Origin of the sequence: uncultured Amnibacterium sp., from assembly GCF_964245895.1 — a bacterium.
Lineage (GTDB): Bacteria > Actinomycetota > Actinomycetes > Actinomycetales > Microbacteriaceae > Amnibacterium.
The window spans coordinates 1-23,787 of the sequence record NZ_CAXTOQ010000026.1 but is presented as its reverse complement, the minus strand read 5'-3'; the positions used below and the strand labels follow the sequence as shown (position 1 = coordinate 23,787).

General features: G+C 71.6%; 26 protein-coding genes, 2 tRNA genes and 1 pseudogene. 16 read left to right on the top strand and 13 right to left on the bottom strand.

The window, feature by feature from the left end; translation table 11 throughout:
* Positions 1-34 precede the first annotated feature (34 nt).
* A complete protein-coding gene (locus ACFE60_RS05995; protein ID WP_375387934.1) occupies positions 35-553 on the top strand; it encodes an RNA polymerase sigma factor in 519 nt (172 codons plus the stop codon).
* Positions 554-610: 57 nt separating this feature from the next.
* On the opposite strand, the gene ACFE60_RS05990 is transcribed toward ACFE60_RS05995, so the two are convergent.
* The 3 genes from ACFE60_RS05990 to ACFE60_RS05980 all read right to left on the bottom strand — a co-directional run bounded on the left by ACFE60_RS05990 (position 611) and on the right by ACFE60_RS05980 (position 2,729).
* Complete coding sequence (locus ACFE60_RS05990; RefSeq protein ID WP_375387933.1) at positions 611-1,789, bottom strand: glycosyltransferase; 1,179 nt, start codon at positions 1,787-1,789, stop codon at positions 611-613.
* Positions 1,789-2,340 (bottom strand): TetR/AcrR family transcriptional regulator, encoded by a 552-nt coding sequence (locus ACFE60_RS05985; protein ID WP_375387932.1) that lies wholly within the window; start codon positions 2,338-2,340, stop codon positions 1,789-1,791. The genes ACFE60_RS05990 and ACFE60_RS05985 overlap by 1 nt, the downstream gene beginning before the upstream one ends.
* A gap of 122 nt (positions 2,341-2,462) precedes the next feature.
* Positions 2,463-2,729: a hypothetical protein gene (locus ACFE60_RS05980; protein ID WP_375387931.1), complete on the bottom strand. Its 267-nt coding sequence runs from the start codon at positions 2,727-2,729 to the stop codon at positions 2,463-2,465.
* 101 nt (positions 2,730-2,830) lie between these two features.
* On the opposite strand from ACFE60_RS05980, the gene ACFE60_RS05975 reads away from it, so the two are divergent.
* Positions 2,831-3,061 carry a DUF4177 domain-containing protein gene (locus tag ACFE60_RS05975; protein WP_375387930.1) on the top strand — a complete coding sequence of 77 codons (231 nt, stop codon included), beginning with the start codon at positions 2,831-2,833 and terminating at the stop codon, positions 3,059-3,061.
* 54 nt (positions 3,062-3,115) lie between these two features.
* Here ACFE60_RS05975 and ACFE60_RS05970 read toward each other — a convergent pair.
* The 3 genes and pseudogenes from ACFE60_RS05970 to ACFE60_RS05960 form a co-directional block, all read right to left on the bottom strand.
* Positions 3,116-3,188, bottom strand: a tRNA-Arg gene (locus tag ACFE60_RS05970).
* 138 nt (positions 3,189-3,326) lie between these two features.
* A pseudogene (locus tag ACFE60_RS05965) lies at positions 3,327-4,574 on the bottom strand (integrase core domain-containing protein).
* Positions 4,575-4,764: 190 nt separating this feature from the next.
* Positions 4,765-5,910 (bottom strand): hypothetical protein, encoded by a 1,146-nt coding sequence (locus ACFE60_RS05960; protein WP_375387929.1) that lies wholly within the window; start codon positions 5,908-5,910, stop codon positions 4,765-4,767.
* A gap of 103 nt (positions 5,911-6,013) precedes the next feature.
* Between ACFE60_RS05960 and msrA the strand changes: the two genes are divergently transcribed.
* The 5 genes from msrA (at position 6,014) to ACFE60_RS05935 (ending at position 10,257) form a co-directional block, all read left to right on the top strand.
* On the top strand, positions 6,014-6,541 hold the full coding sequence (msrA, locus tag ACFE60_RS05955; protein WP_375387928.1) for a peptide-methionine (S)-S-oxide reductase MsrA: 528 nt from the start codon (positions 6,014-6,016) through the stop codon (positions 6,539-6,541).
* A gap of 83 nt (positions 6,542-6,624) precedes the next feature.
* Complete coding sequence (locus ACFE60_RS05950; protein ID WP_375387927.1) at positions 6,625-7,350, top strand: hypothetical protein; 726 nt, start codon at positions 6,625-6,627, stop codon at positions 7,348-7,350.
* A gap of 165 nt (positions 7,351-7,515) precedes the next feature.
* Positions 7,516-8,049, top strand: a complete 534-nt coding sequence (locus ACFE60_RS05945; protein ID WP_375387926.1) for a single-stranded DNA-binding protein — start codon at positions 7,516-7,518, stop codon at positions 8,047-8,049.
* A gap of 46 nt (positions 8,050-8,095) precedes the next feature.
* Positions 8,096-9,778: an energy-dependent translational throttle protein EttA gene (gene ettA / locus ACFE60_RS05940; protein ID WP_375387925.1), complete on the top strand. Its 1,683-nt coding sequence runs from the start codon at positions 8,096-8,098 to the stop codon at positions 9,776-9,778.
* Between the two features lie 5 nt (positions 9,779-9,783).
* A complete protein-coding gene (locus ACFE60_RS05935; protein WP_375387924.1) occupies positions 9,784-10,257 on the top strand; it encodes an acyl-CoA thioesterase in 474 nt (157 codons plus the stop codon).
* 52 nt (positions 10,258-10,309) lie between these two features.
* Here ACFE60_RS05935 and ACFE60_RS05930 read toward each other — a convergent pair whose 3' ends face one another.
* A complete protein-coding gene (locus ACFE60_RS05930; protein WP_375387944.1) occupies positions 10,310-11,164 on the bottom strand; it encodes an acyl-CoA thioesterase in 855 nt (284 codons plus the stop codon).
* Positions 11,165-11,222: 58 nt separating this feature from the next.
* Between ACFE60_RS05930 and ACFE60_RS05925 the strand changes: the two genes are divergently transcribed.
* Positions 11,223-11,900 (top strand): hypothetical protein, encoded by a 678-nt coding sequence (locus tag ACFE60_RS05925; protein WP_375387923.1) that lies wholly within the window; start codon positions 11,223-11,225, stop codon positions 11,898-11,900.
* A gap of 137 nt (positions 11,901-12,037) precedes the next feature.
* Positions 12,038-12,226, top strand: a complete 189-nt coding sequence (locus tag ACFE60_RS05920) for a hypothetical protein (RefSeq protein ID WP_375387922.1) — start codon at positions 12,038-12,040, stop codon at positions 12,224-12,226.
* A gap of 33 nt (positions 12,227-12,259) precedes the next feature.
* Here the strand turns inward: ACFE60_RS05920 and ACFE60_RS05915 are convergent, their stop codons facing one another.
* The 3 genes from ACFE60_RS05915 to pepN are packed head-to-tail and all read right to left on the bottom strand — an operon-like array spanning position 12,260 to position 16,350.
* Positions 12,260-12,649, bottom strand: a complete 390-nt coding sequence (locus ACFE60_RS05915) for a globin (RefSeq protein ID WP_375387921.1) — start codon at positions 12,647-12,649, stop codon at positions 12,260-12,262.
* Entirely contained in the window at positions 12,642-13,808 is a 1,167-nt protein-coding gene (locus ACFE60_RS05910) for a mechanosensitive ion channel family protein (RefSeq protein WP_375387920.1), read from the bottom strand. The genes ACFE60_RS05915 and ACFE60_RS05910 overlap by 8 nt, the downstream gene beginning before the upstream one ends.
* On the bottom strand, positions 13,801-16,350 hold the full coding sequence (gene pepN, locus ACFE60_RS05905; protein ID WP_375387919.1) for an aminopeptidase N: 2,550 nt from the start codon (positions 16,348-16,350) through the stop codon (positions 13,801-13,803). The genes ACFE60_RS05910 and pepN overlap by 8 nt, the downstream gene beginning before the upstream one ends.
* 131 nt (positions 16,351-16,481) lie before the next feature.
* Between pepN and ACFE60_RS05900 the strand changes: the two genes are divergently transcribed.
* From ACFE60_RS05900 to ACFE60_RS05880, 5 genes are all read left to right on the top strand, one after another.
* On the top strand, positions 16,482-16,979 hold the full coding sequence (locus ACFE60_RS05900) for a ribose-5-phosphate isomerase (RefSeq protein ID WP_375387918.1): 498 nt from the start codon (positions 16,482-16,484) through the stop codon (positions 16,977-16,979).
* A gap of 1 nt (position 16,980) precedes the next feature.
* On the top strand, positions 16,981-18,033 hold the full coding sequence (locus ACFE60_RS05895) for an Fpg/Nei family DNA glycosylase (protein WP_375387917.1): 1,053 nt from the start codon (positions 16,981-16,983) through the stop codon (positions 18,031-18,033).
* Positions 18,030-19,457, top strand: coding sequence for an amidohydrolase (locus tag ACFE60_RS05890; protein ID WP_375387916.1), 1,428 nt, complete (start codon positions 18,030-18,032; stop codon positions 19,455-19,457). The genes ACFE60_RS05895 and ACFE60_RS05890 overlap by 4 nt, the downstream gene beginning before the upstream one ends.
* 91 nt (positions 19,458-19,548) lie before the next feature.
* Positions 19,549-19,863 carry a hypothetical protein gene (locus ACFE60_RS05885; protein ID WP_375387915.1) on the top strand — a complete coding sequence of 105 codons (315 nt, stop codon included), beginning with the start codon at positions 19,549-19,551 and terminating at the stop codon, positions 19,861-19,863.
* A gap of 215 nt (positions 19,864-20,078) precedes the next feature.
* Positions 20,079-20,149 (top strand) — tRNA-Gly (locus ACFE60_RS05880).
* 58 nt (positions 20,150-20,207) lie between these two features.
* On the opposite strand, the gene ACFE60_RS05875 is transcribed toward ACFE60_RS05880, so the two are convergent.
* Positions 20,208-21,392, bottom strand: coding sequence for a tyrosine-type recombinase/integrase (locus ACFE60_RS05875; RefSeq protein WP_375387914.1), 1,185 nt, complete (start codon positions 21,390-21,392; stop codon positions 20,208-20,210).
* The gene (locus tag ACFE60_RS05870; RefSeq protein WP_375387913.1) at positions 21,389-22,027 is read right to left on the bottom strand and encodes a hypothetical protein; all 639 of its coding nucleotides are present in this window, start codon (positions 22,025-22,027) and stop codon (positions 21,389-21,391) included. The genes ACFE60_RS05875 and ACFE60_RS05870 overlap by 4 nt, the downstream gene beginning before the upstream one ends.
* Before the next feature lie 140 nt (positions 22,028-22,167).
* Between ACFE60_RS05870 and ACFE60_RS05865 the strand changes: the two genes are divergently transcribed.
* Positions 22,168-22,335 carry an excisionase gene (locus ACFE60_RS05865; protein WP_375387912.1) on the top strand — a complete coding sequence of 56 codons (168 nt, stop codon included), beginning with the start codon at positions 22,168-22,170 and terminating at the stop codon, positions 22,333-22,335.
* Positions 22,336-22,408: 73 nt separating this feature from the next.
* On the opposite strand, the gene ACFE60_RS05860 is transcribed toward ACFE60_RS05865, so the two are convergent.
* The gene (locus ACFE60_RS05860; RefSeq protein ID WP_375387911.1) at positions 22,409-22,606 is read right to left on the bottom strand and encodes a hypothetical protein; all 198 of its coding nucleotides are present in this window, start codon (positions 22,604-22,606) and stop codon (positions 22,409-22,411) included.
* A gap of 9 nt (positions 22,607-22,615) precedes the next feature.
* On the opposite strand from ACFE60_RS05860, the gene ACFE60_RS05855 reads away from it, so the two are divergent.
* On the top strand, positions 22,616-23,671 hold the full coding sequence (locus tag ACFE60_RS05855; RefSeq protein WP_375387910.1) for an AAA family ATPase: 1,056 nt from the start codon (positions 22,616-22,618) through the stop codon (positions 23,669-23,671).
* Positions 23,672-23,787 lie beyond the last annotated feature (116 nt).

Below are 23,787 nucleotides of genomic sequence, written 5' to 3'. Positions count from 1 at the left end.
GACCCCCTCGACCCGGGCACGCGAGCGCGGAGCCGTGCGCAGCACCAATCAGCGGACCCGCGTCGAGACGACCTTGAAGCGGGAGGCGCCCGCGCTGCTGGCCTACTTCCAGAGACGGGTCCGACCCGTGGAGGACGCCGGCGATCTGCTGTCCGAGACCATGATCGTCGCCTGGCGCCGCGCGGACGTCGTCCCGGCCGACGAGCGGCAAGCCCGGATGTGGCTGTTCGGCGTCGCGCGCAACACGCTCTCGACCCACCGTCGAGGACAGGCACGGCGGGACGCGCTCTCGTCCGAGCTCCGGTCACAGCTCAGCACGCGGCCCGACCTCGCCGGCAGGCACTGGCGACACGAGGAGGACCCGCGGGTCGATCTGGTCCGCGAGCTCGTCGCAGCATTGCCCGAGATCGACCGCGAGATCTTCGCGCTCGTGGTGTGGGACGGGTTCAGCCTCACAGAGGTCGCGGACATGCTGGACGTGCCGGCCGGTACCGTCCGCAGCAGGTACTCGCGGGCGAGAGCGAACGTCCGGGCACGCCTGGAGAAGGCGTGACGCCGTCCGCGGTGACACAGGTGGCGACCAAGAACCTCGACGGTCAGCGCGGCACTCTCACGAGGTGTGTGAACGACGTCGAATCCGAGGAGACCACCCCCTGTCCTTCGGATCGGAGGTGATGCCGCTCGGTGTCAAGGCCGGGGTCGGGCCGATCGCGACCTGCTCGATGACGTCAGCGGCGACGGTGCCGCCGTCGCGGAAGGACCGCCCGATCCGGGTCGCCGCGGTCGCGAAGCCCGGGTCGCGGAGCAGACGAAGGACCGCGTCTCGGATCGCATCCACGGATGCCGTCCTCGGCAGGGTCAGCCCGGCACCCGCTGCGGCGACGGCGCGGCCGATGCGGGGCTGATCCATCATCGGATGCATCGGGATGACCAGCAGGGGCAAGCCGTGGGCGAGCGCCCGGACGGTTCCGGCATGCCCTCCATGGCCGACAAACGCGGACGCTCCTGGCATGGCTGCCGAGTGGTCGATCAGCTCATGGACCGTCGTGTTCGCGCCGGGACGGAGGTCGTGCGGATCGACGGTTCGGCCGGTGCTGGCGAGCACGTCGACCGGCAGGCGGCTCAGCGCGTCGAGGATCCGCTGCAGCGCTTCGCCTTGGCCGGGGAAGGCAACGGTGCTGAGGCTCACCACGACGAGCGGGGTCTGTCTGATCACCGCGGTGCTCGGCGCGTCCTGAAGAACGGGGCCGGTGAGGGTCGCATTCGCCGGGAGCGCGCCCGGTCGTCCGATCGCGGGGTCGCTCGTGACCAGCAGCCGATCCGCTCGAGTCAGCACGGAGAGGGCCGCAGCTCCGCGAAGACGCACCAGCAGACCGAGAGGTCCGGTGACGAATCCGCGGAACCCCTCCCAGGACGTGTGGGCCAGCGCGACCGTTCGAAGGCCCGCTTGCTCGCACTCGGCGAGCGCTCCGATCAGGGAACCGTCGACGACGACGACTGCTGCGTCCACCCGGCGAGCCGCGTCGACCGCATCCTTGCCGCGGCTGCGATCCGCCCACAGCTTCGGGATGTCTCGCAGTGTCTGAGCCGTTCCTCGCGCGGCGATCGGGTCGTACTCGAACCCGGCAGCCGGGATCCCGTCCAGGCCGGCGCGGGCGGCCGCTCGGAGCGCGGCGTCGTCGCCGTGCACGAGCACCTTCCAACCTCGTTCGGCCAGTACGCGGCCGATTCCGAGCATCGGCGGCAGATTGCCGCCCAGGTCGACGGTCACGAGGAGGGCGGTGAGCATCATGAACCTTTCTGTGTGGAGACGCGCAGGAGTGCGCCGGTGATGAGAACGCTCATCCGATCGCGGACGACCTCGATCGGGAGTCCGCGATCGCGTCGCAGGAGGTGCCAGGTGAAGAGGTCCGTCGCCACGACGAGGAGGTCGAGTGCTTCGTCGCGATCGGATGTCGCATCGGGAAGGGACGGTCTGAACACGTCCTCGACCCACTGCCGGTGGACGGCACGCCCGTACCTCGCGATCTGCGCCGCTCGCTCATCGCTCGCTTCGCGAGCGATGAGCGCCATGACGAATGCTCCCCGACGCTCGTAGTGCTCGAGGAGAGCGCCCAGCGCCGCATGCACATCGGTGGAAGCCGGCGTCCGTTCCGCGGCGATCTCGTCGCGGGCCGTCCGCTCGATCTCGGCGAGCACCTCATCACGTGAGCCGAAGTGACGGAGCACGGTCTGCACGGTGACTCCCGCCCCCGCCGCAAGCTGCTGCAGCGTCGGGCTGAGCACGAGATCGTTGAAGGCAAGGGAGCGACCGGCGGCCAGGATCTGCTCGTGGGTCATTGCGACCGAGTCCCCACGCGCCCGCAGCCGATACCCGCGACGCTCATTCATGTTAATGCTGGCTTACTCGAAAGTGCCGACTTCGTCAAGAGGAGCGAAGAAGCAGCGCAGCACTGCTCGACTCAGCCGGCGTCGGCGCCAGAGCGAATGCTGAGTACATCGGTCACGCGAGCTTCGCGATGACGCAGGAGGTCGGCATCGGTCGTGCCGTCGGGAACACGGATGCGACCGCGCAGAGGACATGTCACGACACTCTTCTGCTTGAGGATCGGCTCGAAGGCGAGGAGCGGCATCGCTGCCGACGGCGTTCGTCCTACCGGGGCCTCGGCTGACTCGGGAGGTGGATCCGAAGTGGCGATGGCATCGAGTTTCCCGGCGAGCGCGTTCACAGGCGCTCCACCTCGTCGATCGGCCGGTCGGGGAGCCTGAACTACCGTCGATGGGTGAGGGTCGGCCGCGCTCTGCGACTGCCCATCGAGGAGCGGAGTCGGTGTTGGCCAACGAGCAGAACTACGTGGTCCTCCAGGTCGTGCTGAAGGAGAAGCTGATCGGGAGCGGGTCGGGGAACCTGACAGAGCTCGAGCAGGTCATCAACAAGCAGGCCGCGCTCGGCTACCGGCTGCACACGATCACGACGGCCTCCTCCGGCAGCAAGGGGCTGATCGGCGGAGGCGACCGCGTGCAGGCGACGATGGTGTTCGAGCGGATCGCGTTCGGTTGAGCCGTGGCGCCTACCGGCCAAGCCGTGCATCTCAGGCGCAGGATGAACGCTTCGTGCCCCGAGCAGGACTCGAACCTGCAACCTACGGATTAGAAGGCCGTTGCTCTATCCATTGAGCTATCGGGGCCGAGCGCGATCGGTGGTCGAGTGTACGGGGGCTGATCAACGCCGACTCTTCGGGGTGCATGCGCTGGTGCGGCCGGAACCGACGAGTGCGGTTCGGGCCCGAGCTGTCTTGTCTCAGAACATCGGTGACGAATTTGGATCAGGACATCGGTGACGGTTGGTGTGTCAGGACATCGGTGACGGTGTTGGGTGGCCGAAGGCGGGTTTGTCGTTGCTGACGTAGGTGGTGCCGGGTGTCGGCCAGGGGCGTTCGAGGAGGACGGTGCCGTCGAGGTCGGTGAAGGTGACGCCGTCGAGGGTTTCGATGGTGCGGATGGTCTGGCCGGCGAGGCGGCCGCTGATGTGGAACTGGATCCCGTAGATCGAGACGCTGCCGTTGGCCCAGACGCGGCGCTCCTGGATCTGCTGGGACGGGGTCATCTCGGGCTGGTTCGGGCGGGTGGTGATGGTCCTGATCGGGATCGGGGGCATCTCCCTGGGGCGGGGAGGGTCGGCTCTCGGGGTCGCGTCCCAGGCCTGCTGCGGGGTGCTCCGGCCGGGGAGGCTCTGATGCGGGCGTTGGGTGTTGTAGATCAGGTCGAACTCGTCGATCTGGGCCTGGAGCTCCTGGAGCGTGTCGGCCATGGGCTGCTTGTTCAGGTAGCGGAACAGGGTCTGGTGGAAGCGCTCGTTCTTCCCCCTGCGTCTGCGGGTGTCCCGGTTTGCCGGTGATCGGGTCGACCCCGAGCGGGATGACGTACGCGACGAGCTGGCCGATCACGCCGCGCCGCCAGGGGTTCAACGCGACGCCGTTGTCGGACAGCAGCCGTTGCGGGACCCCGCGCGCGGCGATGCCCTTCTTCATCACCGCGACCGCGGCCTCGGACGTCTCGCCATCGGCGGCGTGGGAGGCGACCGCGACGCGGGAGTGGTCATCGATCAGCTGGAAGATCACGCAGGTCCGCCCGCCAGAGAGCACGTACTCGGTCGCGTCGAGCTGCCAGCACGCGTTCGGCGCCGGATACACGAACCGGCGATACGCGGCCCGCGGCTTCTTCGAAGGCTCGAACCGGGCGACACCCGCAGTTCGGAAGATCCTGGCGAGCGACGCGGTCGAGGGCACGGGTTCGATGCCAAGGGCCCGCATCCGGTCATGGACGCTGATCGGTCCGTGATCGAGACCGGACTGCTCCAACGCCGCCCGCACCTGCACCGCCTCCCGGACCGTCGACTCGCCGATCGCTGTCGGGTTGACCTTCGGGCGGCGGGACCGCGGCTCCAGGACCGCGGCCGGCCCATCGGTGAGGGTCCGTTTCCGGAGCTCGTAGAACGTCTTACGGGAGATCCCGTGCTCGGCGCAGAACGTCGTCACCGCGCCGCGCGGGGCATCCGGCGGCCACTGCGAGATCTCGAGACGGACACGGGGATCAACGGGCTCGACACGACTCACCCCTCACCGTCAGGCCAGAAGTGTCACCACCAAGAGCCGCAGCTCCGTCACCGATGTCCTGATGCAGAACCGTCACCGATGTCCTGAGACATAACAGCTCGGACCCGAACCGCACGTGTCCGTCTCGGCCGCACAAGTGATGGAGGGATCAGGAGCGGGGGACCAGGTCCTCGCCCGGGGCGCCGCGGCCGCGGACGGCGCTGGCGGACACCGGCGGCGGGGTCTTCAGGTCGAGGTTCTGCGTGACCTGCGCCTCGTCGTCGTAGACGTCCAGCCAGGCCGGAGCGGGCACGCCCGACTTCTGGGCGGAACCGCCGCTCGGCGCGTTCGTGCCCGGCGACACCGCGGGCTCCTCGATCGGGCGCGCGTGCCGGGCCTGCTGGTGCGCCTCCAGCCGGACGGCCTCGTCCGCCTCCGCGGAGGCCGGGGCAGGGGAGGCAGCGGCGGCAGCCGGGACGGCGGGAGCCGCCGGGGCGCTCGGCGCTGCAGGAGCCGCGGACGCGCGGCGCAGGGACGGCACCACGACCGGGGCGGTCTGGTCGTCCCCCTGCTCGGGCTCCTCGGCCGCCGGCTCGCCCACGCGCGCGCGCACGGCGCGCTCGCGCTCCTGCTGCAGGCGCTCGCCGGAACGCGTCCGCTGCCAGGCCGGAACCGCCTCGCCGCGGGAGGCCACCGGCTCGGGCGCCTCCGAGACGGGCGCGACCACAGGGGGAGGCAGGGCAGGCGAAGCAACCTGCGCCTCCGCTGCCGCGGGCTGCTCGGCCGAGGCGCTGTGCCGGCGCGGCCCGGTCCGCGCGCTGTCGGAGACGGGCGGGGAGGGGATCGGCGTCACGGAAGCCGCGCCGAAGATGCGGCGAGCCCTCGACGGCCGGTTCACCCAGGCGACGAGCCGGTCGCGCAGCTCGTCCAGGTCGGCCTGCACCGGTCCCGCCTCCGCCGCGTGGGCGAGGAGCGCGTCGGTGCGCGCGCCGGCCCAGTCGGCAGCGAGGGCGGCGCCCGGCAGGGTCAGCAGCCGGGTCCGCACGTCGGACTCGGTGCGGAGGCGAGCGGCACGGCGGCGGCCGCCGCGCTCCGCGTCCGCCTCGGTCGCCGCCCGCGCGGCCTCGACGAGGCCGGCGACCGCACCGGCCGCCTCCACCCGGTCCGCCCGGGCGATCGACGAGCGCACGGCCGCGCGCCCGATCAGCGCGGCCAGCACGCCCGCGACCAGGATCGCGAGGGCCGGGATGACAGCGGTCTGCAGAACCCGGGCCCCGCCGGGTGACTGGAACCAGGCGACCAGGTCGTCCCACATGGGGCCGGATGCTAGCGCGGGGTCACGACGGACACGGGAGGCGCGGGGGAATGCGCTCAGGTCCGGGCAGGTTGCCAGGAACGACTTCGCAGAGGGGACGGTCATGGAGACCTACGTGCTGGCCGGCGGCTGCTTCTGGTGCCTGGACGCGGTGTACCGCACGCTCGAGGGCGTCTCGGACGTCGAGTCCGGCTACACCGGCGGCACCCTCAAGCACCCGTCCTACGAGGCGGTCTGCACCGGCCTCACCGGGCATGCCGAGGCGGTCGCCGTCACGTTCGACCCCGACGTGATCCCGCGGGACGTGATCCTCGACGTCTTCTTCACGCTGCACGACCCGCGCCAGCTGAACCGGCAGGGCAACGACGTCGGCACGCAGTACCGCTCGGCCATGTACTTCGCCGACGAGGACCAGCGGGCCGCGTTCCAGGCCGCGATCGATCGCGCCGCCGACATCTGGGACGGCAGGGTCGTCACCGAGCTCGCGCCGCTCGGCGTCTGGTACCCCGCCGAGGACTACCACCAGGACTTCTTCGCGAAGAACCCGAACCAGGGCTACTGCCTCGCGGTCGCGCTGCCGAAGGTGAACAAGGTCCGGCGCGCCTACGCGCCGTACGTCAAGGCGGCCTGAGCGCCGCGCCGCTTCCCGCGATCGACCGAGCGCAGTACGGTGCGCGTTCAGGTCCGTTGCAGAGAAGCAGCCGAGGGGGTCCCATGCGCAGACGGGTGATCGCAGTCGTCGCCGCGATCGGAGTCGCAACCGCGATGGTGACGGGGAGCACGCCCGCGAACGCGGCGTACACGGATCCGCTCACGCGCGGCGACCTCGTGGACTACAACCACCACGACTACCGCCTCAGCATCACGCCGGTCGCCGGCGCGAAGAAGGTCGTGCGGAACGGCCACTCGATCCCCTCCACCTATGTCGTCCGGGTGGTCGAACCGCAGAAGCGCGGTGATCGCCTGATCTTCCGCGGGACCCTCGGCTACTACCGCACCGCCTACCTGCGCCTGAAGACGGTGTCTGCGGACGTCGTGCGCCCCTACGGGATGGCCGCCTACCTCGACAAGGTCACGGGATTCAGCGCGGCGCACGCGAAGCAGCGGGTGGACGCGTTCACGGTCGAGTGGCGTCATCGCACCCTCCGACTGGACGTCGAGTCCACCGTGAACCAGGTCGCCGACTACATCGCGCACCACGGCGACGCGGCCGGGATCGAGCAGCACACGGAGCTCGTGATCAGGAGCGACGGGTTCTTCGGCTACGAGCACGCCTCGATCCGGCTGTTCCGCGCGAACGCCTACCAGGACGGCGCTGCGCCCGACGACTTCGTGGTCTACGGATTCGACCCCACCGACGGCTACCAGGTCATGTACTCCTCCTACACGGGGCTGACGCGGACCGCGAGGACCGAGGACTCCCTGGCCCTGCTGGCGTAGGGCGGGCGCGCCGCTCCTCCACAGGCCCGATCTCCGCCATCGACGGGGATCGGGACCACGCCACCTCCGCCGGTGCCGCACGATCGCTTCCGCGCGGTCCCGGTCACGTCCACGGCACGGGCTCCCCGGGACCGCGCACCCACGAGGGAACGAGGAGGTGCCGCTATGGCGGACAACGACAACACCATCACGCTGATCGGTCGGATTGGGCAGGAACCCGAGCTGCGGTCGACGTCGAAGGGGGAGGTGCTGAACTTCACCCTCGCCACGAGCGAGCGGCGGCGCGCTGCCGACGGCAGCTGGGCGGACGGGCCCACGAGCTGGTTCCGCGTCGCCGCCTGGAACGACCTGGCCCGCAACGCGCACGCGTCCTTCCACCGCGGGCAGCAGGTCATCGTGCGGGGCGTGCTCACGGTCCGGGAGTTCACGCTCGAGAGCGGCGGGAAGTCCCGCAACGCGGAGCTGCGCGCGACGGCACTCGGTCACGACCTGCGGTGGGGGACCAGCGACTACCGCGACGGCGCCCGTCCGACCACGACCGCGCAGCAGGACCAGCCTGCGCATCCCGGTTCGGCGCAGCCCGCCGAACCGGGGGACTGGGGCGCGCAGGCGCTCGCGGGGCTGCAGGAGCCCCAGCGGGAGGCGGTGCCCGTCGGTGCGGCCGCCGGGTGGTCCGCCGAGGACGAGACACCCTTCTGACCCGGCCGCGGAGGGGGCTCCACGCCGCGAAAGTTAGGATCGAGGCATGGCGGAGTACATCTATCAGATGGTCCGCGCCCGCAAGGCGCACGGCGACAAGCTGATCCTCGACGACGTGACGATGTCGTTCTTCCCCGGTGCCAAGATCGGCGTCGTCGGACCGAACGGCGCGGGCAAGTCCACGATCCTGAAGATCATGGCCGGGCTCGACACCCCGTCGAACGGGGAGGCGAAGCTGACGCCCGGGTTCTCCGTCGGGATCCTCATGCAGGAGCCGGAGCTGGACGAGTCGAAGACCGTGCTCGAGAACGTGCAGGACGGCGTCGCCGAGCTGCGCGCGAAGATCGACCGCTTCAACGCGATCGGCGAGGAGTACGCCGACCCGGACGCGGACTACGACGCGCTCGGCACCGAGATGGCCAAGCTGCAGGACGAGATCGACGCCGCGAACGGCTGGGACCTCGACTCGCAGCTGGAGCAGGCGATGGACGCGCTGCGCACCCCGCCGGGCGACGCCCAGGTCGAGTTCCTGTCCGGCGGCGAGAAGCGCCGCGTCGCGCTCTGCAAGCTGCTGCTGCAGCAGCCGGACCTGCTGCTGCTCGACGAGCCCACCAACCACCTGGACGCGGAGAGCGTGCTCTGGCTCGAGCAGCACCTCTCGAAGTACCCCGGCGCCGTGCTCGCCGTCACCCACGACCGGTACTTCCTCGACCACGTCGCGCAGTGGATCGCGGAGGTGGACCGCGGGCGCCTCTACCCCTACGAGGGCAACTACTCGACCTACCTCGAGAAGAAGCAGGAGCGGCTGACCGTCCAGGGCAAGAAGGACGCGAAGCTCGCGAAGCGCCTGTCGGACGAGCTCGACTGGGTCCGCTCGAACGCGAAGGGCCGCCAGGCGAAGTCGAAGGCGCGCCTCGCGCGCTACGAGGAGATGGTGACGGAGGCGGAGCGCACGCGGAAGCTCGACTTCGAGGAGATCCAGATCCCCGTCGGCCCGCGGCTCGGGTCGCAGGTCATCGACGCGAAGAAGCTGCAGAAGGGCTTCGACGGCCGGGTCCTCATCGACGGGCTGTCCTTCACGCTGCCCCGCAACGGGATCGTCGGCGTGATCGGCCCGAACGGCGTCGGCAAGACCACGCTGTTCAAGTCGATCGTCGGCCTCGAGCCGCTCGACGGCGGCGATCTCACGGTCGGCAGCACCGTCGACATCTCCTACGTCGACCAGAGCCGTGGCGGCATCGATCCGCAGAAGACGCTGTTCGAGGTCGTCTCCGACGGCCTCGACTACATCCAGGTCGGCCGGACGGAGGTGCCGTCGCGCGCCTACGTCTCCACCTTCGGCTTCAAGGGGCCCGACCAGCAGAAGCGGGCCGGCATCCTGTCCGGCGGCGAGCGCAACCGCCTGAACCTGGCGCTCACCCTGAAGCAGGGCGGCAACCTCCTGCTGCTCGACGAGCCGACCAACGACCTGGACGTCGAGACCCTGTCGAGCCTCGAGAACGCGCTGCTCGAGTTCCCCGGCTGCGCGGTGGTCATCACCCACGACCGGTGGTTCCTTGACCGCATCGCGACGCACATCCTGGCCTACGAGGGCACGCAGGAGCAGCCGGGCGCCTGGTACTGGTTCGAGGGCAACTTCCAGGCCTACGAGGAGAACAAGGCCGAGCGGCTCGGCCCCGAGTCGGTGGGCGTCGGGCGCGGGGTGTACCGCAAGCTGACCCGCGCGTAGCCCTCGTGCGCCTCAGCATCCCGATCCCGCTGCGTTGGAGCGACATCGACGCGTACGCCCACGTGAACAACGCGGCGATGCTCGGGCTGCTGGAGGAGGTGCGGATCCAGGCGTTCTGGACCGTGCCTGCGGGCTCGCCCGACGAGCAGGGGCCGGCCGTGCTCGACGGCCGGCCCGGCTCCGAGACCCTCAGCCTCATCGCGCACCAGGAGATCGAGTACCTGCTGCCGATCCCGTACGGGCGCTCGCCGCTCGACTGCGAGGTCTGGATCGCGCGGCTCGGCGGCGCGAGCCTCGACGTGCACTACGAGGTGTTCAGCCCGATGGGCGAGGAGCCGCGGCGGCTGACCACCAGGGCGGCGTCGACGCTGGTGCTCGTGGACGCGGCGAGCGAGCGGCCGCGGCGCATCACGGACGCGGAGCGCGCGGCCTGGGCGCCGTACCTGGACGCCCCGGTCCGGTTCGCGCACCGCCGCTGAAGGTGTTCCTGGATCCGGGGATCCGACCGACTGCCCGGATCCAGGAACACCTTCACTCCGAGCGGGCGGCGACCCTGGTCATCCCCTCCTGGGCGACGGAGGCGACGAGCACGCCGTCCCGCGTGTAGATGCGGCCGTGGGAGAGCCCGCGTCCGCCGGTGGCGCTCGTCGACTCCTGCGTGTAGAGCAGCCAGTCGTCGACGCGCGCCGGGCGGTGCCACCACATCGCGTGGTCCAGGCTCGCCGCCTTCAGCCCCGGGGTCGCCCACGCGATCCCGTGCCGCCGCCAGATCGGTTCGAGGATCGTGTAGTCGCTCGCGTACGCGAGTGCGGCGCGGTGCAGGGCCGGGTCGTCGGGCAGGCGCCCGCGCGCCCGCAGCCAGACGGCCTGCTGCGCGACGCGCGGACCGTCGGCGGTGAGGTAGATGGAGCCGTCGACGTGGCGCAGCTCGAAGGGCCGGCCGCTGGCCCAGTAGCGGGCCATCGGGTGGTCGACGGTGGAGAGCAGCTCCCGCTCGTCCGGCAGCCCCTCCGGGTCGGGCACGCCCTCCGGCATCGGCGCCTGGTGATCGAGGCCCTCGTCGTCGGTCTGGAACGACGCGATCAGCGACAGGATCGGCACGCCGTGCTGGTACGCCTGGGTGCGCCGCGTCGTGAACGACCGGCCGTCGTGGATGCGATCGACCGCGAAGGTGATGGGCACCTCCACGTCGCCGGGGCGCAGGAAGTAGCCGTGCATCGAGTGGATCGGCCGGTCGGCGGCCACGGTGCGCGTCGCCGCGACCACGGACTGCGCGAGCACCTGGCCGCCGAACACGCGGCCCTGCGGGCTCCACTGCGACGGGCCCGTGAAGATGTCCTCGTCCGTCCTCGCGCCAGTGTCGACGAGGTTCAGCGTCGCGAGCATCGCCGGTAACGGCTCCACGGTCCCCTCCTCGTGTCCGGCCGCTAGTTTAGGGAGCCGGATGGACCGCTTCCTCATGCTGCCGGACGAGACGGCGCTCACCGATCTGCAGACCTACCTCAGCCGGGCCGACCGGATCGACCGCGCCTCCGCCCGCCTGATCGCCGGAGGCGGGGTGCTCGCCGTCTACACGGCCGTGCTGCATCCGGGCGGGCTGCTCGACGAGACGCCGACCGTGCTCGGCCTGCGCACCGTGCGGATCCGGATCGATCAGCGGCTCGACGCCGTCGTGCCGATCGCGTCGCTCGTCGCGCGGCTCGACGCGGCCGTGCCGGACCCGGAGGACGGCACGGTCCTGATCGGCATCCCCGCCGAGGTCGCGACCGTCACGTGGGCGGGCGTCGCCCCGCCGCGCGGCGGCTGGCAGGAGGTGGCCGCGACGGCCGCGGGCTCCCTCGAGGAGATCGCCAGGGCCGGCATCGTCGAGGTCGCGGAGGCGCTGCCCGCCGATGCCGGGGAGGCGATCGTGCGGCGGGTGCGCGCGGAGGTGTGGGGCCGGTCGATGCCCGACATCGATCACGTGCCGGCCGGCGCCGCGTTCGCCGCGCACAGCCTCGGATTCCTCGGCGAGGCCGACGAGGCGATCCCGGTCTACGAGACGGGGCCTTGGACGCGCCTCTCGACCCATCGCGGCCACGTCCTCGTGAAGCGCCGGGGCTGGTCCCTCCAGGGCACCTGACGCACTTCGTCTTTCCGGAGATCCGGTCGGGTATCCCGCCGATTCTTCTGAAAGACGGAATCGCATTCCCGAACGGGGGAGAACCATTCCCCGAATGGGGACGAGTGCGCTTCTGAACCGTTCCATAGCCTCGGATCATGAGCACGAATCCGGAGATCGGTCAGCGCACGCCGGGTGCGCTGTTCGTCGGCGCGCTCGTCGCGCTCGGGCTCATCCGCGCCGGTGCTCGCATCGCCGGGCTCGCCGCGCTGCTCGTCGTCGTCATCGCGACGGTCGGCGCGATGGTGATCGGGATCGTCGTCCTGCGGCTCCTGCTGCTGCACTGACCGCCGGCCGGTGAGGCCGGTGGACCGGGACGATCACTCCTCGAAGGTGTTCACCATCGCGTGCGCCGCGCGCTCGAGGTAGCCCCACAGCTCCGACTCGTACAGCGGCGGCAGCTCGAGCTCGTCGACCGCGTCGCGCATGTGCCGCAGCCACCGGTCGCGCTGGTCCGGGTTCACCTTGAACGGCAGATGCCGCATCCGCAGCCGCGGGTGGCCGCGCTGCTCGCTGTAGGTGCCGGGGCCGCCCCAGTACTGCTCCAGGAAGCCGGTCAGCCGCTGGATCGCGGGCTCGAGGTCCTGCTCCGGGTACAGCGCGAGCAGCGGAGAGTCGTCCGCGACACCCGCGTAGAAGCGGCGGACCAGCCGCTCGAACGTCGGACGGCCGCCGACCGCGGCGTAGAAGCTGCCGGGGTCCTCAGCCATCGGATTCGTCGTCCGACGCCTTCGGCCCGGTCCTGCCCGTCGCGCCGGTGGCGCCGGTCGACCCGCGGGGTGCCGTCCGGGGCTTGGGCGCGGCGATGGGGCCTGACGGCGTCGACTCGATCGACGGCGTCGCCTTCCGCGCGGCGCGGCGCTTCGGCACCGGGATCGAGCCCGTCCGCGGCGGACGGACGCCGCGCAGGGCGCCCGCGTACTCGAACTCCGCGAGCCGGTCGCTCGACAGCCGGATCTCCTCGACGCCGGCGTCCTCGAGCGCCTCCCGGAGGTGGGTGCGGATCGCCCACGCGACGTCGTCCCGCTGGTTCGCGGTCGTCCTCGCGACGATGCGGATCACGACGCCGTCCGCCGTGACCGACTCGAGGCCCCACAGCTCGGGCGTCTCGGTGACGCTGCCCTGCCACTCGGGCATCGCGACTGCAGCCTTCGCCGCCGCGAGCAGCTGCGGCTGCAGCCGGTCGACGTCGGCCCTGTTCGGCACGGTGACGTCGACGATCGCGCGGGACCAGCCCTGCGACCGGTTGCCGATGCGCGTCAGCTCGCCGTTGCGCACGTACCAGAGCACGCCGTTCACGTCCCGGATCTGGGTCACGCGGATGCCGACCGCCTCCACGATGCCCGTCGCGAGGTCGGTGTCGACGATGTCGCCGACGCCCAGCTGGTCGTCCGCGACCATGAACAGCCCGGTCAGCACGTCCTTGACCAGGTTCTGCGCCCCGAAGCCCAGACCGGCGCCCAAAGCGGCGGTGATCAGGGAGAACGCGCCGGTGATCTGCGCGTTGATGATCGTCACGATCGTGATCAGCGCGACGATGATGATCACCACCGAGATCACGTTGTTCAGCACGGTCCCGAGCGTTCTTGTGCGCTGCACGACGCGCGCCGCGCTGACGGGGGACGATAGCAGCGCCTGGGTGTCCTGCACGTTCCGGCGCTTCTTGGCCCCGGTGACGATGCGGTTCACCACCGACTGGATGACGCGGCTGGCGACGAGGCGCACGAGTACGGCGATGACCACGACCACGGCGATCTGGATCGCCTTGCCGAGGGGACCGTCGCCCGACTGGGTGCCGGTGCCCCAGAGGAAGTCCCAGACCGACGTCGCCGCCCGGCCGGCGGACGAGGAGACGAGGAGATCAAGCACGCGCGTCACGCTCCTGCGCGGCGAGCGCGCGCTCGACCGCGGCCGCGTTCTCGATCACGACGCGGCGGAGGGCGGGAGGCGCGTCCGGATGGCCGTCCAGCCACGCGCGGGACGCCCCCAGCAGCGGCGCCGAAGCGAGCGGCGCCGGGTACAGCCCGCGCGCCAGCGTCTCGGCGATCGAGTAGCTGCGGTCGGCCCACAGCTGCTCGACGGCCGCGAAGTAGCGATCCACGTACGGCTCGAGCACGCCGAGGTCGATCGCGCGGCGGAACCCGAGGGTCGTCGCGCGCACGGTCGCGTTCGGCAGCGCGGCCGAGTCGACGACCGACGCCCACGCGGCGGCCTTCCCCTCGGCGGTGGGGATGGCGGCGCGGGCGTGCGCTGCGGACTCCCGGCCGGTCGCGGTGTCGTCCGCGGCGAGCGTCGCGGTGATCTCCGGCCCGTCGGCCTGGCCGCCCGCGACGAGCGCGATCAGCAGCTCCCAGCGCAGGTCGGTGTCGACGTCGAGCCCGGCCAGCGGCGTCGCGCCGGACAGCAGCCCGCGCACGGCGCTCAGCTGCTCGGGCGTCCGGGCGATGGAGGCGAGCGCGCGCACGAACTGGAACTGCGCGTCCGATCCCGCCTCGGCCGCGAACGCGAGGCGCTGCAGCCCGTCGCCCAGCTCGGCGAGCGTCGACTCGCGCACCTCGGGCGCGACGTAGGAGGAGGCGACGAGCACGGCCTGCGCGACGACCTGGCGGATCGTCGTCGACTCGGTCTCGCTGCCGACGTTGTTCAGCACAAGGCGCACGAAGTCCCGGGGTCGCGCTTCCGCGTCCCGCGTCGCGTCCCACACCGCGCTCCAGACGAGGGAGCGCGCCAGCGGCGACTCGATGTCGGCGAGGTGGTCGATCGCGGTCGCGAGGCTCTGCTCGTCGAGCCGGATCTTCGCGTAGGCGAGGTCGTCGTCGTTCACGAGGACGAGCGCCGGGCGTCGCTTCCCGACCAGCTGCGGCACGTCCGTCGACGGCCCGTCGACGTCGAGCTCCACGCGCTCGGTGCGGACCAGGCCCGCGCCCTCCAGCTCGTAGAAGCCGATCGCGAGCCGGTGCGGCCGCGACGCCGGGTACCCCTCCGCCCCGGTCTGCGCGACGGCGAACTCGGTGATGACGCCGCCCTCGTCGGTCTCGATCTCGGGCGTCAACGTGTTCACGCCCGCGGTCTCGAGCCACGCGGCGCTCCACGCGGTCAGGTCCCGGCCGCTCGTCGCCTCCAGCTCGACCAGCAGGTCCTTCAGCGTCGTGTTCCCGAAGGCGTGCTGCACGAAGTACTCGTGCACGCCGGCCAGGAACGGCTCGCGGCCCACGTAGGCGACGAGCTGCTTGAGCACGCTCGCCCCCTTCGCGTAGGTGATGCCGTCGAAGTTGACCTGCACGTCCTCGAGGTCGCGGATCTCCGCGACGATCGGGTGGGTCGACGGCAGCTGGTCCTGCGTGTACGCCCAGTTCTTCTCGAGGATGTTGAAGGTCGTCCACGCCTCCTTCCACTCCGTCGCCTCCGCCGTCGCGAGGGTGGAGATGAACTCCGCGAAGGACTCGTTCAGCCAGAGGTCGTTCCACCACCTCATGGTCACGAGGTCGCCGAACCACATGTGGGCCAGCTCGTGAAGGATCGTGATGACCCGGCGCTCGCGGGTGGCGTCCGTGACCTTGGAGCGGAACACGTAGGTCTCGGTGAAGGTGACCGCGCCGGCGTTCTCCATCGCGCCGGCGTTGTATTCCGGCACGAACAGCTGGTCGTACTTGTCGAACGGGTACGGCACGCCGAACAGCGCTTCGTAGAACGCGAAGCCCTGCTTCGTCTTCTCGAACACGTAGTCGGCGTCGAGGTGGTCGAACAGGGAGGCGCGGGCGAAAGCGCCGAGCGCGATCGTGCGGCCGTCGGCGCTCGTCAGCTTGTCCGTGACCGACTTGTACGGGCCGGCGACGAGAGCTGTGATGTAGGAGGAGATCACCGGCGTCGGCGCGAAGCCCCATCGCGACGCGCCCTCGTGCGCGGGCTCCGGCTGCGGCGTCGCCTGGTTCGAGACGACCGCCCAGGCGGAGGGCGCCGTCACGGTGAACCGGAACGTCGCCTTCAGGTCCGGCTGCTCGAAGACCGCGTACACGCGGCGCGAGTCGGGCACCTCGAACTGCGTGTACAGGTACACCTCGTCGTCGACCGGGTCGACGAACCGGTGCAGGCCCTCTCCGGTGTTCGTGTAGATCCCGTCGGCGACCACGACCAGCTCGTTCTGCGCCTGCAGGTCCGGCAGCCGGATGCGCACGCCGTCGCTCACCTCCGCGGGGTCGAGCGCGGCGCCGTTCAGGGTGACCGAGTGCACGGTCCGCGTGATGGCGTCGATGAACGTGCTGGCGCCGGGCGTCGCCGCGAAGCGCACGGTCGTCGTCGAGCCGAAGACCTCCGGCCCGCGCGTGACGTCCAGCTCGACCTCGTAGGCCGACGGCTGCACGATCGCCGCGCGCTCCTCGGCCTCGATCCTGGTCAGGTTCTCTCCGGGCATGCTGCTCGCTCCTCGCGTCGCGTTCTCGGCCGACAACCCTACGCAGCCCGCCCGAGGGATTCTTCGCGGATCCGGGGATCCCGGCCGCTGGTGCGCAGATCCCCGGATCCACGAAGAATTAGGGTGGGCGCATGCGGGTGCACCTCGGCACGGACCACGCCGGACTCGACTTCTCGAAGCACCTGCAGGCGCACCTGGAGGCGCAGGGGCACGAGGTCGTGGACCACGGGCCGACCGCCTACGAACCCCTCGACGACTACCCGTCCTTCTGCATCAACGCGGCGATCGGCGTGGTCGACGACCAGCGCGCCGGCGTCGACGCGCTGGGCGTCGTGTTCGGCGGCTCCGGCAACGGCGAGCAGATCGCGGCGAACAAGGTGCGCGGGGTCCGCGCGGCGCTGATCTGGAACGAGTCGACGGCGCTGCTCGCCCGGCAGCACAACGACGCGAACGTGTGCGCGATCGGCGCCCGGCAGCACACGCTCGAGGAGGCGACCCACCTGATCGACCTGTTCCTCGCCGAGCCCTTCTCGAAGGAGGAGCGGCACGCCCGCCGCATCGCCGAGCTCGCCGAGTTCGAGGCGACCGGCGCGATCGCCGGCCACCAGGTCGACGCGCTGCGGGCCTGACGTGCCCGAGGGCCACTCCGTCCATCGGATCGCGCTGCAGTTCCGCCGCGACTTCGTCGGCCATCGCGTCGCGGCGTCGAGCCCGCAGGGGCGCTTCGCCGCGGGCGCTGCGGAGCTGGACGGTCGCCGGATCGTCGCCTCCACGGCCGTCGGCAAGCACCTGCTGCTCGAGTTCGAGGGCGAGCGCACCCTGCACGTGCACCTCGGCCTCTACGGCGCGTGGGACTTCGCCGGGGACGTCACCTCCGCGCCGACCTTCACCGTGGCGGACGGCCGCATCGGCGACGACGTGCGCCGCAGCGGCCTCACCGACCAGCTGGCCGGCTACCGCGACGGCGCCCTGTCCCAGGCGACGCCGGAGCAGCTCGCCGCCGCGCAGGACGCGAAGGGGGAGCGCAACCTGCGGGTCGGCGGCCGGACGACCCTGCGGATGTCCGAATCCGACCGCGAGCTCGAGGCCCCGGAGGGCGACTTCCCGCCTCCGCCGGTCGGCCAGGTGCGGGTCCGGCTGCTGACCGAGACCGCGGTCGCGGACCTGCGAGGGCCGACGGCGTGCGAGGTGTTCGACCCGCAGCAGGTGGAGCGGCTGGTCGCGAAGCTCGGCCCCGACCCCATGCACGACGCCAGCCGGAAGGCGGAGAACCGCTTCGTCGAGCGGGTCCTGCGGTCGGCGACCCCGATCGGCCTGCAGCTGATGGACCAGTCCGTGGTGGCCGGCATCGGTAACATCTACCGGGCCGAGCTGCTGTTCCGCGCCCGGCTCGACCCGCACGCGCCCGGGCGGACGATCCCGGAGGCCGCGCTCCGCCGCCTCTGGAAGGACTGGGCGCACCTGCTCGCGATCGGGGTCGAGACGGGGCAGATGCTGACCCGCGCCGACCTGAAGACGGAGGAGGACTACCGCCGCGCCCTCGCGCACCGGGACGCGCGGCACTACGTCTACAAGCGCACGGGCCAGCGCAGCCTGCGGGGTCCGGGCACGGTCGTCATGGAGGACATGGGCGGCAGGAGCCTGTACTGGGCGCCGGGCTGGCAGACCCGGCCCGAACGGTGACCGGGCTCCTCCTCCGCCGCGCCTCCGTCGACGGCTCGGTCGTCGACGTCCGGATCCGCGACGGGCGCATCGCCGCGATCGCACCGCGGCTCGACGCGGACGCGGCGGAGACCGTCGACCTCGACGGCCGCGCTCTGCTGCGCGGGTTCTGGGACGAGCACGTGCACGTGACCCAGGCGGCGCTCACCTCCTCGAGCGTCGCGCTCGGCGGCGCGGCGACCGCGGCGGAGGCGCTGCTGCGGATCCGCGCCGCCGTCGACCGTGCCCCGTCCGGCGAGCCCGCGATCGGCGCTGGGTTCCAGGACGGGCTGTGGCCGGACGTGCCGACGCAGGCGGCGCTCGACGCGGTCGCGGGCGACCGGGTCGTCGTGCTGCTCAGCCACGACGTGCACGCGGTGTGGCTGTCGTCCGCCGCGGCCCGCCGGTTCGGCGTGGTGCCCGGGAACGACGGCATGCTGCGGGAGGCGCCCGCGTTCGCGGTCGGGCAGCAGACGAACGCGCTCGCCGCCGGCCAGGCCGAGCACGCGCTGCAGCGCCTGATGGCGGACGCCGTCCGGCGCGGCGTCGTCGGCCTCGTCGACCTCGAGATGACCTGGAACCGCGACGTCTGGCTCGAGCGCACGGCGGACGGCTGGGACGGCCCGCGCATCGAGGCGGGCGTCTACGGCTTCGACCTCGAGCGCGCCGCGGCTGCCGGGCTGTCCACCGGCACCCCGATCGGCGGCAGCGGGCTGGTGTCGGTCGGCCCGATGAAGGTGCTGGTCGACGGCGCCCTGAACACGCGGACCGCCTACTGCTTCGATGCGTACCCGGACGGCGGGCACGGCGTGCTGGCGGTGCCGGAGGAGCAGCTCACCGCCCTGCTGCGGCGCTCCGGCGAGGTCGGGTTCGTCCCCGCCGTGCACGCGATCGGCGACGCCGCCGTGCGCATCGCGCTCGACGCGTTCGAGGCGGCCGGTGCGCGCGGGCGCATCGAGCACGCGCAGCAGATCGCGGACGCGGACGTGCCGCGCTTCGGCCGGCTCGGCGTGACCGCGAGCGTGCAGCCGGCGCATCTGCTCGACGACCGGGACGTCGCCGCCGAGCACTGGCCCGGCCGCACCGGTCGCGCCTACCCGTTCCGGGCGCTGCTGGAGGCGGGCGCGAAGCTCGCGTTCGGGTCCGACGCCCCGGTCGCGCCGCTCGACCCGTGGCGGGCCCTGCGCGCGGCGGTCGACCGCGCCCTGCCGGGGGAGGAGGCGTGGCACCCGGAGCAGCGCATCCCGCTCGCCGCGGCCCTCGCCGCCTCCACCCGCGGGCGCGCGACCCCGCGGGTCGGCGACGCCGCTGACCTGATCGCGCTCGATCGGCCCGTCGGGGCGCTGGACCCCGACGCGGTGGCGTTCACCCTGATCGCGGGCCGATTCGCACACCGCGCCCTCTGAGTCTTCGCGCCCCGCCGCAATCAGGAGCCCGTTCACCGGCAGGACACGATCAGGTCATGTGGAGGTCGATCGCGGCCGCGACCATCGCTCCATGACGATGCTCCGCACCGCCGAGACCGTGATGCGTCCCGCCTCCGCCGCGCTCGACACGTGGTTCGCCGAGGACCGGGCGCCCGCCTCCGGCCCGCACCGCGAGGCGCTCGCCGCCGAGCGCCTCACCATCGGCGCGGCGATCAACCGCCTGGTCGCACGCATGGACGACGACGACATCGATGCGGACCTGCTCGACGACCTCACCGAGGACGTCGCGGGCCTGCTGGGCCGCGCGGAGGAGCTGCGCCTCGCGCTCGCCCTCGCGGACCGCGCCGCCGGCGACACCTGGCTGGTCGCGGTCGACCTCGACTGATCCGCGCCGGTCCCCTCGCGCTCCCGGGCCCCTGTGCGGCTGATGTGCCCGCGCGCAGGGGCACATCAGCCGCAGGGGCCCAGGAGTGGTGCTCGCCCACGTGTCACGCCCTGGGTGACCGATCCGCCCTCCGATGCAGGCGGGTGAGCCACGGAGAGGCGGCCTCCGGCTCCCGGCTACGATGGGCGCCGCCGTCGGCCTCCCGCCGGCGACGCGGGGATGTAGCTCAATGGCAGAGCTCCAGTCTTCCAAACTGGTGGTGCGGGTTCGATTCCCGTCATCCCCTCCGCGTCTGGAAGTCGTAGCTGACCAGGGATTCTGCTCGTCGGCTCGGCTTTCTCCGATCACGCATCGAGGGCCGGTCGTGCCACCCGCGTGCCAGTAGCGACCCCAGAACGGGCCTCCAACGCGTCGTTGATGCCCGCCGCGATGACCGCGGAGCGCTCCTCCGCGGCGTGCTGATACCGCATCGCCGCGGCCGTCGTCCGGTGCCCGCCGCGCGCCTTCAGCTCAGCGACGGTCGCACCCGCCTGCGCTGCCAGGGTGAGCCCCGCGTGCCGTAGGTCGTGCAGGTGCGCGTCCGGTAGGCCGACCGCGTTCGCGGCCTTCCGCCACGCCTGCTCCATCTGCGAGCGGCTGAACGGACGGCCCGACGCCTGCACGAACAGGGGCGTCTTCGCGAACCCCCTGGTGGTGGCGAGGTGCTCGCGAAGTACTGCGACGGTGACGGCGGGGAGCGCGACGGTGCGGCCCGTGCCGCTCTTCGGTGCCGTCGTCCGCGTCGTGCCGTCGACTGTGACGACCTGCCGCTCGACCCGGATCGTCCCGGCTGCGAGGTCGACGTCCCCGCGCTGCAACCCGAGCAGTTCGCCGAGCCGCAGGTGCGCGCCGAACATGGTGTGCAGGGCGGGCCGAACGTGCTCCCGGTGCGCCTCCACAACAGCTCCATAGTCGGTAACGGAAAGCAGCGGACGCTCGTGCTGCTCGGCAATCCCAGCGCCAACGATCGTGCAGGGGTTGGCGGCGATCTTCCGGTCGCCGACGGCGGTCGACATGACGGCTCGAAGGAAGGCGTACGCCTGACGCTGCGCAGTCGCCCCACTGCCGCGGGTGGAGTGCGCAGCGAGGTCGATGCCGAGCTGCCGATACCAGCGGCGAACGGTGTCGGGCCGGATCGCCGTGAGGGTCAGTCCGTGCAGCGGAGTGAGGTGCCGGGCGAGCAGGCCCCGGTACAACTCAGCGGTGCGCGGGGCCAGCCGTCCGCGGGCGCCGCCGTTGTCGATCCACTCTGCCGCGAACACCTCGAACAGCACCCCGCCGTCCCGGTGATCGAGGTAGGTGCCCCGTTCGCGGTCGGTCTGCACGGCGGCGACGTGTGCCGCGGCTTCCGCCTTGGTCTCGAACGTGTGCTGCGGCGACATCGGCTTGCCGTGCTCGTCCGGGTAGCGGGCCTGCCAGCGGCCGGAGGGCAATTTCCGGATGCTGCCGAAGTCGCGGCGGTTGACCTTGCGGCGCTTGGGGGTGGTCATGCGGACTCCTCAGGGGTAGTACGGCGCTGGCGACGCGAGGCGGGCGACGGCACGCTCTCTCGGATGGTCTTGACGGGGCGACGACGGGGAAGGGTGACCTCGACGGGGGCATCGGATCGCGGCCCGCGGCGGGGTCGGTCACGCCGGCCATCGCCGGGCGCGCGGTCGCCGAGATGCTCGCGCATCTCCCGGATGTACTGGTCGGCGCGGTAGATACCGACGTGCCATCGGTCCGCGACGGCTTGGACGGCGGAGTCGCCCTGTTCGCGGGCGACGCGGATGACGTCGGCCACCTCCTCCGAGAACTCGACTGAACCTTTGCGGGGGCGGACCATCGGCTCGTCGTCGAGGCGGCGCATCGCCTCGATCCAAGCGGGGACGTCGCTCGTGGGTTCGTGGAAGGCGAGCAGCACGGCCGCCAGCCGCCTGCCTGGCAGGGCTGCAAGGCGCTTGGGCGTGAGCGCGATGTCCGCGGGGCGGTGTTCGCCCGGGCGCGGTACGAACGTCACGCCGATCAGGGTCGGCTCGCCGTCGATCAGTGCAGCGCGGAGCCCGCGGAGGTCGAACGCCTCGAATCCGAGGACCCCCGTCGCGTGCCACCCATCGGCGGCAAGCGCGAAGGAGACCTGATCCATGCTCGCAACTCTACAGAACGCTACAGATGTAAGCGAGCGCAATCCGTAGCAGCCTGTTCCGTGTTGACGCGAGAGAGCGGAACACGGAGGAGACCGGAATGAACGAACGCAGGGTGACCCGCGAGCAGGCACGGGAAGCCGTGCAACGGACGACCCTGACGATCGCGGAGACGGCAGCGCTGATCGAGCAGTCCGAGGCGGTGTGCCGCCGGGCCGTCGAGGCCGGAACGATCCGGGCCGTCCGGCTCGGCCGCAACTGGAAGGTGCTCGCCGGTCCGCTCCGCGAGCAGTTCGGCATCGAGCCCTGACCACGAACGAGGGCGCTCGCCGCGACGAACAGCGAGCGCCCGATCCGGCCCCGAGAGAGGGGGACGACATGAATCAGGGTACCGAGCCGCTGCCCGAAGGCGCGGGCATGCGGGACTTCTTCACCGGAGCAGTGATCGGGTCGGCGCCGGCTCCGCTGTACGTCGGTGAGCCCGAGACGCCGAGGCGGAACAGCGCGACATCCGTCGGCTCACCCACCGCACAATCCGTGACCTGTACGGCGAGGCCGATCGTGACCTGCTTGAGGCGCACGAGACGGGGGTGCTGCCCGCGGGCGGTCTGCCGGCCGGCGGGGACCCTATGTCCGTGCTGGCGGGCGCGTTCACCGCCAGCTGGCTGATGCGGCAGGCGTACCCGCCGCTGCGATACGTGCTGCCTGGTGTGCAGCCGGAGGGGTTGACGATCTTCGCGGGTTCGCCGAAGGTCGGGAAGTCGTGGGCGGTGCTCGACACCGCTGTCGAACTGGCCCGTGGGGGGCATGCGCTCGGCACGCTCTCGGTCGGTGCGCCGCGCCCGGTGCTCTATATGGCGCTCGAGGACGGGGCGCGCCGCCTGCAGAGCCGCCTGCACGTGCTCGGCGTGACCGAGGGACCCGCCAACCTGTACTTCCTCACCTCCGTCCCGGCCGAGCACATCGTGCAGACCTGCGTGGCATTCGCGGCCATGCACGAGGGCAAGGGCGCGGTGATCTACCTGGACACCTTGGGAAAGACGGCGCCCCAGGCGAGGTCCGGCGAGACGGACTACGCGAAGGACTACCGGGTCGCGTCCACGTTGAAGCAGGTGTGCGACGACTACCCCGGAACCTCCCTCACGGCCGTGCACCACACCCGAAAGGCGAGCGCGGAGGACTTCCTCGACGCCGTGTCGGGTACGCAGGGGCTCGCCGGAGCCGCCGACTCGATCCTCGTCCTCCGCCGCGGGCGGACCGAGGAGGTGGGAACGCTCTCGGTGACGAGCCGCGACGCGATGGAGGGCGAGTACGCGGTGACCTTCGACGGGGGCCGCTGGACCCTGCCGGGGGACCTGCGCGCCGCGGCGGAGGCGTCGGTGTCCGTGAAGGCGCAGGACGGCCTCGGCGAGCGCGGCGGCACGGTCGTGGCGATCGTGCACGAGCACCCCGGCATCGGCCCAAAGGCGATCAGCGAGAGGACCGGCATCCCCGCCCGAGAGGTGTCGGTCTACCTGGGGCGCGCGGTCGAGGCCGGGCGGATCGCCAAGCGGACGCGAGGCTCCTACACCCCTGTTGGGTCCGTTAGTTCCGTTGGGAAGGAACCCGACAACCCAACACTCCCAACGTTCCCGACAGCCCTGTAGAGCGCCCGGCTCGATCAGTTGCCCATCCCGAGAGGAAGACCATGCTGAACCCCCAGAAGTACCTGCCGGTTCCCGAGCCCGAGTCCGTCGATGAGCAGATCGTTTCCGAGCTGCTG

Excerpts from the sequence above, each read along its gene's own strand:
- ACFE60_RS05900 (WP_375387918.1), top strand. The coding sequence starts at position 16,482 with ATGCGGGTGCACCTCGGCACGGACCACGCCGGACTCGACTTCTCGAAG.
- ACFE60_RS05985 (WP_375387932.1), bottom strand. The coding sequence starts at position 2,340 with ATGACCCACGAGCAGATCCTGGCCGCCGGTCGCTCCCTTGCCTTCAAC.
- ACFE60_RS05925 (WP_375387923.1), top strand. The coding sequence starts at position 11,223 with ATGGACCGCTTCCTCATGCTGCCGGACGAGACGGCGCTCACCGATCTG.
- msrA (WP_375387928.1), top strand. The coding sequence starts at position 6,014 with ATGGAGACCTACGTGCTGGCCGGCGGCTGCTTCTGGTGCCTGGACGCG.
- ACFE60_RS05930 (WP_375387944.1), bottom strand. The coding sequence starts at position 11,164 with ATGCTCGCGACGCTGAACCTCGTCGACACTGGCGCGAGGACGGACGAG.
- ACFE60_RS05870 (WP_375387913.1), bottom strand. The coding sequence starts at position 22,027 with ATGGATCAGGTCTCCTTCGCGCTTGCCGCCGATGGGTGGCACGCGACG.
- pepN (WP_375387919.1), bottom strand. The coding sequence starts at position 16,350 with ATGCCCGGAGAGAACCTGACCAGGATCGAGGCCGAGGAGCGCGCGGCG.
- ACFE60_RS05960 (WP_375387929.1), bottom strand. The coding sequence starts at position 5,910 with ATGTGGGACGACCTGGTCGCCTGGTTCCAGTCACCCGGCGGGGCCCGG.
- ACFE60_RS05915 (WP_375387921.1), bottom strand. The coding sequence starts at position 12,649 with ATGGCTGAGGACCCCGGCAGCTTCTACGCCGCGGTCGGCGGCCGTCCG.
- ACFE60_RS05945 (WP_375387926.1), top strand. The coding sequence starts at position 7,516 with ATGGCGGACAACGACAACACCATCACGCTGATCGGTCGGATTGGGCAG.
- ACFE60_RS05950 (WP_375387927.1), top strand. The coding sequence starts at position 6,625 with ATGCGCAGACGGGTGATCGCAGTCGTCGCCGCGATCGGAGTCGCAACC.
- ettA (WP_375387925.1), top strand. The coding sequence starts at position 8,096 with ATGGCGGAGTACATCTATCAGATGGTCCGCGCCCGCAAGGCGCACGGC.
- ACFE60_RS05875 (WP_375387914.1), bottom strand. The coding sequence starts at position 21,392 with ATGACCACCCCCAAGCGCCGCAAGGTCAACCGCCGCGACTTCGGCAGC.
- ACFE60_RS05885 (WP_375387915.1), top strand. The coding sequence starts at position 19,549 with ATGACGATGCTCCGCACCGCCGAGACCGTGATGCGTCCCGCCTCCGCC.
- ACFE60_RS05990 (WP_375387933.1), bottom strand. The coding sequence starts at position 1,789 with ATGCTCACCGCCCTCCTCGTGACCGTCGACCTGGGCGGCAATCTGCCG.
- ACFE60_RS05920 (WP_375387922.1), top strand. The coding sequence starts at position 12,038 with ATGAGCACGAATCCGGAGATCGGTCAGCGCACGCCGGGTGCGCTGTTC.